Origin of the sequence: uncultured Pseudoflavonifractor sp., from assembly GCF_944387275.1 — a bacterium.
Taxonomy (GTDB): Bacteria; Bacillota; Clostridia; order Oscillospirales; family Oscillospiraceae; genus Pseudoflavonifractor; species Pseudoflavonifractor intestinihominis.
The window spans coordinates 1-8,641 of the sequence record NZ_CALXEG010000067.1 but is presented as its reverse complement, the minus strand read 5'-3'; the positions used below and the strand labels follow the sequence as shown (position 1 = coordinate 8,641).

Sequence of the window (8,641 nt, the reverse complement as noted above, 5' to 3'; positions counted from 1 at the left end):
ACTTTTCTCCGGCGAAAAGTACCCAAAAGCCGCCGGGGACACAGGGGCGGAGGGCCCTGTTAGGGCCAAACGCCCCCGTTTCCCCGGACCCCTTTCGGAGTACATCCGGCGGCGGCAGTGTCCAAGAAGCCGCCGTATTTGAGAGCAGTTACTATGCCGGTTCGGCTGGTCAGTGTCGTGACTGCATCGCCCGAGCAGGGTCAACCCCCAGACTTGTAAACCGCTGCAATTCAATCACCGTTCTCAATGCCGCACGCAGTCTCTGCGCCGTGCTTCAGCCTCCGGTCGAGGCAACCCAAGCCTTCCCCCTGGGGGGAAGGTGCCCCAGTGCGCACACTGGGGCGGATGAGGGGGCGCCCTGTTGACTTGCCGCAGTCCCCCTCATCAGTCACGCTTTGCGTGACAGCTTCCCCCGAGAGGGAAGCCAAAGGAGAACATCACGTCAAAGCCTTCGCCCTGGGGAAAGGCCTCCTGCCCGAGCGCCCTGCTCAGACCCCTTCGCTCTGGCTCATATCCACGGGCCGCTCAGGGGTAATGGTGGAGATTGCATGTTTATAGATCATCTGCTGTTTGCCGTCGGTGATGAGAAACACCACAAAGGCGTCAAAGCCGGCCACCTGGCCCCGGAGCTGGTAGCCGTTCATCAAAAAGAAGGTGACATTGGCCCGGGTGCGGTTGAGGCGGGTGAGGAAGAGGTCCTGGAGGTTGTTTGTCTTCTGCATACTAAGTACATTCCTTTCTCTCTGGTGGGACAGGCCCACGGAATGCCCTTATAGTAATCCAGTTTCTTCCAAATATGCCGTCGAATTTTGAAGGGCCATTGAAAAATCTGGTATTTTCTCCCAGGCGATCCACCTCACCGACGGCTCCCGGCGGAACCAGGTCAGCTGCCGCTTGGCGTACTGCCGGGAGCGGAGCTTGATCTCCTCTGCGGCCTCGCCCACCGGGCGGCCCTCCCGCAGGGCGGCGGCCATCTCCTTGTAGCCGATGGCCTGCATGGCGGTGCAGCGCTCCGGCACGCCGGAGGAGAGCAGTCCCTCCACCTCCTCCACCAGCCCGGCGGCCATCATCTGGTCCACCCGGCGGTCGATGCGGTCCCACATGTCCGCCCGGTCGGCAAAGGTCAGGCCGATGCGCACCGCCTCATACCGGGGCGGCAGGGCGGCGGTACGGCGGTCGTGGTCCGTAATGGTCTCGCCCGTCTCGTGCCACACCTCCAGGGCCCGGATAATCCGCTTCTCGTCTGCCAGGTGGAGCCTGGCGGCCCGCTGGGGGTCCACCTGCTCCAGCTCCCGGTAGAGGGCCTCGATGCCCTCCCGCTCCGCCCGGTCCTGGAGCTTCTGCCGCCACACTCCGGTGAAGGCGGCAAATTCCCGCCCGGCCAGCAGGTTGTCGATATACATGCCGGTGCCCCCCGCCACAATGGGCAGCTTTCCCCGGGCGAGGATGTCCTCCACGCAGGCGGTGGCCTCCTCCACGTAGCGGGCCACCGAGTAGTCCTCGCCGGGGTCGGCCACGTCCAGCATGTGGTGGGGCACCCCGTCCATCTCCTCCGCCGTGGGCTTGGCGGTGCCGATGTCCATGCGGCGGTAGATCTGCATGGAGTCGGCGCTCACCACCTCGCCCCCTGTGGCCTTGGCCAGAGCCACCGCCAGGGCGGTCTTGCCCGAGGCGGTGGGGCCGCAGATGACCAGCAGCTTGGCCACGGTCCCAGCTCCTTTCTCTCCCGGGTCAGCCCATTCTCTCCGCCCGCTCCAGGGCGGAGAGAATGGCGGCGTTGGTCAGCTTTTCCGCCATCAGCTCCCGGAATGTCACAGTTTTTTCCTTTCCTGCCGCCCGCAGGGCCTGCAGCTCCCCGGGGATGGCCGCCTGCCGGGCCTCCAGACCGGCCCACATGCGCTCCAGCGCGCCCAAGCGCTTCACCCCCGCGTCGTAGTGTTCGGGAGGCAGGACGTAGCCCGTCCCCTCCCGGGTGGTCAGCGTTTCCATTCACATGCTCCTCTCACGCCCGCTTGAACTGCTTCTCCAGCTGCCCGCGGGTCAGCTCAATGGCCACCGGGCGACCGTGGGGACAGTACTTGACCTCCCCGCGCATCACCGCCCCCGCCACCTTCTCCAGCTCCTGGGGGCCGTTCTTCTGGCCCCCCTTGATGGCCGCCTTGCAGGCCATGGTGTGCATCAGCTCGTCCCGGGCGGCGTCCGGGTTGGCCCGGCCGGTGGTCAGCAGCTTGGCGGCGATCTCCTCCAGGGTGGCGGGCACGTCCTCCGCATCCACATCACTGGGCGCGGCCCGGACGATAATGGCCCCGCCGCCGAAGTCCTCGGCGTCAAAGCCGAACTGTAAGAGCAGCGGCAGGTTCTGGAGCAGCACCGCCCCCTCCTCGGCAGGCGGGGTGAACACCGCCGGGGTCAGCAGGCTCTGCACCATGGGCTTGTAGCCCTGGGCCTTGAGCCGGTCAAAGTTCATCCGCTCGTGGGCGGCGTGCTTGTCGATGAGCAGGATCTTGTCCCCCTGCTCCACAATGATATAGGTGTTGAGCACCTCTCCCGCCACCCGCCAGGGGATCTCCTCCTCCCGGGGCTGCGGTGGGACGGGCTCCGGCTCAGCGACGGGTGCAGCGGCCTCCTGTGCCGGAGGAACCGGCTTCGCCTCTGGCTCCTGCACCGGCGCCTGGGGGGCGGGCTCTTCCTCCGGCGCCTTCGCCGGAGCCTGGGAGACAGCCTTTGCCTCCGGGACGGGCCCCCGCTCCGGCACGGCGGCCGCCTCCGGCCGCTCCCGCGGTTCGGCCGCCGGGGCCTGCGCCATGGGCTGGAGGATCTCCCGGACCGTGGGCACCTGGAAATTGGGCCTGTGCTCCGTGGGCCGCTCCTCCGGCTTCCGCCGGGCGGAGGGAGGCGCCGTCCTGGGTGCGGCAAAGTCATGAAGCGGCAGCCCGCCCCGCTCACCGGCGGCGCTCCGGCGGTACTCCTGGGCCGTCATGGTGCGGAAGGTGGTCTGGTTGGGGGTGACGGTGTCGTGTCCGGCGGAGGGGGCCAGCCGCCCGGCGGGGCGGCCCACTTCGGCCTGGACATGGCTCTTGTCCCCCTCCAGGGCGGAGAGAACGGCGTAGTACACGGCGGAAAACACCTGCCGCTCGCTGCCGAACTTGACCTCCTGCTTGGTGGGGTGGACGTTCACGTCCACGCCGCTCAGGCGGCAGGTGAGATGGAGCACGCAGGCGGGGAATTTGCCCACCATCTTCTGGTTCTGGTAGGCCTCCTCCAGGGCGGCCATCATGGTGCGGCTCTTCACGTACCGGCCGTTGACAAAGAAGTGCTGGTAGCCCCGGGTGGCCCGGCAGCAGGCGGGCAGGGAGGTGAAGCCGGTGACCGTCATGTCCTCCCCGGAGCCCTTCACCTCGATGAGGCCCAGGGCCAGGTCCCGGCCCAGGACGGAGTAGACGGCGCTCTTGAGCTGGCCGTCGCCGGGGGTGAGCAGCTCCTGCTTGCCGTCCCGCAGGAATTTGATGGACACCTCCGGGTGGGCCAGGGCCAGCCGCTGGACCATGGCGAACACGGCGGCCCCCTCGGCGGCGTCCTTTTTCATGAACTTGAGCCGGGCCGGGGTGTTGAAGAACAGGTCCCGCACCACCATGGTGGTGCCCACGGGGCAGCCCGCCTCCTCCCGGCTGACGGTCACGCCCCCCTCCAGGCTGAGGGCGGCCCCCAGGTCCTCCTCCACCGTGCGGGTGAGCAGGTCCACCCGGGACACGGCGGAGATGGCGGCCAGAGCCTCGCCCCGGAAGCCCAGGGTGCCGATGGCCTCCAGGTCGTGCTCGGTGCGGATCTTGCTGGTGGCGTGGCGGAGAAAGGCGGTCTCCGCCTCATCGGCGGCAATGCCGCAGCCGTTGTCGGTGACCCGGATGAGGGACATGCCCCCCCGCTGGATCTCCACGGTGACGGTCTCCGCCCCGGCGTCAATGGCGTTCTCCACCAGCTCCTTCACCACGCTGGCGGGCCGCTCCACCACCTCGCCGGCGGCGATCAGGTCGGCGACATGGGGGTCTAGCTGTTGAATGTGTGGCATATGGAACTCCTTTTCCATCAAGACGATACCCCCCGCACCACAGTGATGAGCTCTGCGGCGTTGAGGACCATGTGCAGCCCCACGGCGCTCCAGATGGAGCCGCCGTTGTCGTAGCACCAGCACAGGGCCAGGGACATGGGCAGGTACTCCACCGCCAGCAGCAGGTACCGCGGGTCCGCGCCGGTGGGCTGGAACACGTACCGCCACACGCAGGCCAGGGCGTACACCAGGGCGGTGACCGCATAGGCCAGCACCCGGTTCTCCCGCCGCAGGGCGCCGAACAGAAGCCCCCGGAACAGGGTCTCCTCGATCAGGGGCATGAGCACCACCAGCAGCACAGTGGTGGCGGCGGGGGAGAGGAGGTACTCCTGCATGTACTGCATGGGGATGGGGTTTTCCACCGGCAGGGGCAGCAGCCCGGCCAGAAAGCCCAGGGCCAGCGCCCCCACCAGGCCGGTGACAAAGGCAAAGGCGTTCTCCGGCAGCCAGTCCACCAGCAGGGAGAAGCCGTGGCGCAGGAAGGACCAGAACACCAGCAGGGCCAGGGCAAAGAGGAGGGCGTAGTACACCACGTTGGCCTCCGCCGCCGGGACCTCCGCGTCCCCCAGCAGCGCCCGCTGGGCCCAGGCGTTCAGGTAGGGGAACACAAGGAGGTACAGGGCAAAGAACACCCAGCCCCGTTTCCGCTCGGAAGCGGTCATCTGGGGCCGCCAGGCGCGCTGTGTCACAGTGTGTCCCTCCTCTCCGTGGTTTGATAAACGAGTGGTACCAAAGCCTTTCCCCTGCGGCGGCTCCATCTTCTCAAAGGCGCCTCGCAGAGTTCGCGCCCGCAGGCGCGAATAAAGTGAAATCTGTTTTCTCCGGCGACATGCGCGTCGGAGAAAACACTTCTCAGCCCGCAAGTGTGGAATCTGCCTGCCAATGGCGGGCAGATTATGCGCGCGGCGGGCTGCATCCTGCTCGAAAAAGCGGCTTTACCGTTTTTTCGACTGTTTTTACAGCTTCTGCTTGAGCTCGTAGATCAGGTTCATGGCCTCGATGGGGGTGAGGGTGTTGATGTCCACCATGCGCAGGCGGTCCAGCACCTGGCCGCCCCCCATGTCGGCCAGAGAGATCTGGCCGTCGTCCGCCTTGGGCGCGGCGGCGGGGACGGCGCAGGGGCCCTGGCCGTTCTCCAGCTCCTCCAGGATCTCCCGGGCCCGGGTGATGACCCGCTCGGGCACGCCCGCCAGCTTGGCCACTTCCACGCCGTAGCTCTGGTCGGCGCCGCCACGGACGATCTTCCGCAGGAAGATCACGTCGCCCTTGCGCTTCTTGGCGGCGATGTTGTAGTTCTTCACGCCGGGGATCTGTCCCTCCAGGCAGGTGATCTCGTGGTAGTGGGTGGCAAAGAGGGTCTTGGCCCCCAGCCGCTTCCTGTCGGCGCAGTACTCCAGCACCGCCCGGGCGATGGACATACCGTCGTAGGTGGAGGTGCCCCGGCCGATCTCGTCCAGGATCAGCAGAGACTTGGAGGTGGCGTTCTTGAGCAGCTCAGCCACCTCGGTCATCTCCACCATGAAGGTGGACTGTCCGGCGGACAGGTCGTCGCTGGCGCCGATGCGGGTGAACACCCGGTCCACAATGCCGATGTGGGCCGACTTGGCGGGCACAAAGGAGCCCATCTGGGCCATGAGGGCGATGAGGGCCACCTGGCGCATATAGGTGGACTTGCCCGCCATGTTGGGGCCAGTGATGATGGCCACCAGGTTCTCCCCGCCGTCCATGTGGGTGTCGTTGGGGACAAAGAGGGCGTTTTTCAGCATCTTCTCCACCACCGGGTGGCGGCCCTCCTCAATGTCCAGCTTGTCGGACAGGTCCACCACCGGCATACAGTAGTGGTTGTCCGCCGCCACGCAGGCGAAGGAGGCGAGGACGTCCAGGGCGGCCACCGCCCGGGCGGAGCGCTGGACCTCCTGGACCCGGGCCGCCGTCTTCTCCCGCACGTCGCAGAAGAGCTGGTACTCCAGGGCCACCACCCGGTCCTGGGCGGAGAGGATGGTGTGCTCCATGTCCTTGAGCTCCTGGGTGATGTACCGCTCGCAGTTGGCCAGGGTCTGCTTGCGGATGTAGGTGTCGGGCACCTGGTCGTAGTAGGACTTGGACACCTCGATGTAGTAGCCGAAGACCTTGTTGTAGCCCACTTTCAGGCTCTTGATGCCGGTCTTCTCCTTCTCCCGGGCCTCCACCTCGGCCACCATGCCCTTGCCGTTGGTCATGATATTGCGCAGGTAGTCCACGTCGGCGTTGTAGCCCGCCCGGATGAAGCCCCCCTCCCGGACGGAGAAGGGCGGGTCGTCGTCAATGGCGGAGGTGATGAGCCCCCGCAGGTCGGCCAGGTCGTCCAGCTCCTGGCGCAGGGTGGGCAGCAGCCCGGCGGAGAAGGGCTCCAGCAGGGCCCGCAGGTCGGGCAGGCGCCCCAGGCCCGCCGCCAGGGCGGCCAGGTCCCGGCCGCCGGCGGTGCCGTACACGATGCGGCCGATGAGCCGCTCCAGGTCGGTGATCTCCCGCAGACACAGGACGATCTCGTCCCGGGCGATGGGGTCGTCCACCAGGGCCTTCACCGCCTCCAGCCGCCGGTTGATGGCCACGGGGGACAGGAGGGGCTGCTCCAGCCAGGTGCGGATGAGCCGGTGGCCCATGGCGGTCTTGGTCTTGTCCAGCACCCACAGCAGGCTGCCCTTCTTCTCCTTGCCCCGCATGGTCTCGGTCAGCTCCAGGGTGCGCCGGGCGGTCAGGTCCAGCTCCATGGAGGGCCGGGAAGCGGAGGAGTGGATGGTGAGGGCTGCGATGTGGGACAGGTCGGTCTTCTGGGTCTCGTAGAGGTAGGACAGCAGCCCTCCGGCGGCCTGGACGGCCAGGTCCCGGACGGCGTCCCCCTCTCCCGGCAGGTCGGCGATGGTGCGGGACAGGGTCTCCCGGGCCATGTCGGGCCGGAACCGGGCCTCTCCGCCGTTTTCACAGCGGCACTCCAGCTTTTTGGTCAGGAAGTCGGTGAGGGCGGCGTCGGCAAAGGCCCCGTCGGACAGCACCGCCTCCCGGGGCTTGTAGGCGCCCAGGTCGTTGAACAGGTGCTCGTCCCGGGCGGAATCGGTGTAGGGGGTGGCGGAGAACTCGCCGGTGGACAGGTCGCACACCGCCAGGGCCGCGCCGGTAGAGTCGGCGTACACGGCGCAGATGTAGTTGTTGCGGCCCTCCTCCAGCATGGAGGCGTCCATCAGGGTGCCCGGGGTGACGATGCGGATGATGTCCCGGTCCACCAGGCCCTTGGCGGTGGCCGGGTCCTCCATCTGCTCGCAGATGGCCACCTTGTACCCCTTGGCGATGAGCCGGGCAATATAGGCGTCGGCGCTGTGGTAGGGCACGCCGCACATGGGGGTGCGCTCGTCGGCGGGCTTGCTCCGGTCCCGGGAGGTGAGGGTCAGCTCCAGCTCCTTGGATGCCACCTTGGCGTCCTCGTTGAACATCTCGTAGAAATCGCCCAGCCGGAAGAAGAGCAGGCAGTCCGGGTGGCGCTCCTTCATCTCAATGTACTGGCGCATCATGGGGGTGATCTCAGCGGGCATTTGGTACGCGCTCCTTTTCTCTCTGCGAGTTTCGACACAGCGGCGCAGCCGCTGTGTCGAGTGGGAAATTATAACGGTGTTCCCCGGCTTTTTACTCCGCCAGCTCCCCGAACAGGGCCCAGGTGGAGCAGCCGGTGATGGTCAGATTCTGGTAGGTGCCGATGAGCTTCTCGTCCCCGGTGAAGTGGACCAGCCGGCCGCCGGCGGTGCGGGCGGTCAGGTTGTTGCGGGGGTCGTCGCTGCGGCCGTCCACCAGGCAGCGGACCGTCCTGCCCACGTAGGCCTGGTGCTTTTTCAGGGAGATCTCGTTCTGCAGGTCCACCAGCCGCTGGAAGTTGGCCGACTTCTCCTCCTTGCTCATGGGGTCGGGCATCTTGGCGGCGGGGGTGCCCTCCCGGGGGGAGTAGATGAAGGTGAACAGGGCGTCGTACTCCACCTCCCGCAGCAGGGACATGGTGTCCTCAAACTCCTCGGTGGTCTCGCCGGGGAAGCCCACGATGATGTCGCTGGTGAGGACGATGTCGGGGATGCGCGCGCGGAGCTGGCGCACCTTCTCCAGGTAGATTTCACGGGTGTAGACCCGGTTCATGGCCTTGAGGACCCGGTTGTTGCCCGCCTGGACGGGCAGGTGGATGACGGGAGCCACCTTCTCGCACTGAGCCATGGCGTCGAAGAGCTTCTCGGTGGCGTCCTTGGGGTGGCTGGTCATGAAGCGGATGAGGAAGTCGCCGGGGACGGCGTTCACCTTCCGCAGCAGGTCGGCGAAGTCCATGGGCTCGGGCAGGTCCTTGCCGTAGGAGTTGACGTTCTGGCCCAGCAGGGTGATGTCCTTGTAACCGGCCTTTGCCAGCTCCTCTACCTCGGCGAGGATGACCTCCGGGTCACGGCTGCGCTCCCGGCCCCGGACGTAGGGCACGATGCAGTAGGAGCAGAAGTTGTTGCACCCGTACATGATGGACACCCAGGCCTT

At 66.9% G+C, this 8,641-nt stretch carries 7 protein-coding genes; all 7 read right to left on the bottom strand.

From position 1 onward, the window contains the following. Nucleotides 1-488: 488 nt before the first annotated feature. Nucleotides 489-722 carry an RNA chaperone Hfq gene (gene hfq / locus Q0K23_RS12420; RefSeq protein ID WP_006571875.1) on the bottom strand — a complete coding sequence of 78 codons (234 nt, stop codon included), beginning with the start codon at nucleotides 720-722 and terminating at the stop codon, nucleotides 489-491. Between the two features lie 48 nt (nucleotides 723-770). Then, entirely contained in the window at nucleotides 771-1,706 is a 936-nt protein-coding gene (gene miaA / locus Q0K23_RS12415; RefSeq protein WP_294522837.1) for a tRNA (adenosine(37)-N6)-dimethylallyltransferase MiaA, read from the bottom strand. A 25-nt stretch (nucleotides 1,707-1,731) separates the two neighbouring features. Then, the gene (locus Q0K23_RS12410) at nucleotides 1,732-1,989 is read right to left on the bottom strand and encodes a hypothetical protein (protein ID WP_294522834.1); all 258 of its coding nucleotides are present in this window, start codon (nucleotides 1,987-1,989) and stop codon (nucleotides 1,732-1,734) included. Between the two features lie 13 nt (nucleotides 1,990-2,002). Then, nucleotides 2,003-4,066, bottom strand: a complete 2,064-nt coding sequence (mutL, locus tag Q0K23_RS12405; RefSeq protein ID WP_294522831.1) for a DNA mismatch repair endonuclease MutL — start codon at nucleotides 4,064-4,066, stop codon at nucleotides 2,003-2,005. A gap of 17 nt (nucleotides 4,067-4,083) precedes the next feature. Further along, nucleotides 4,084-4,794: a CPBP family intramembrane glutamic endopeptidase gene (locus Q0K23_RS12400; protein ID WP_294522829.1), complete on the bottom strand. Its 711-nt coding sequence runs from the start codon at nucleotides 4,792-4,794 to the stop codon at nucleotides 4,084-4,086. A gap of 267 nt (nucleotides 4,795-5,061) precedes the next feature. After that, nucleotides 5,062-7,671: a DNA mismatch repair protein MutS gene (gene mutS, locus Q0K23_RS12395; RefSeq protein ID WP_294522826.1), complete on the bottom strand. Its 2,610-nt coding sequence runs from the start codon at nucleotides 7,669-7,671 to the stop codon at nucleotides 5,062-5,064. 91 nt (nucleotides 7,672-7,762) lie between these two features. Further along, on the bottom strand, nucleotides 7,763-8,641 hold an 879-nt coding region (gene miaB / locus Q0K23_RS12390), incomplete at its 5' end, for a tRNA (N6-isopentenyl adenosine(37)-C2)-methylthiotransferase MiaB (RefSeq protein WP_294522822.1).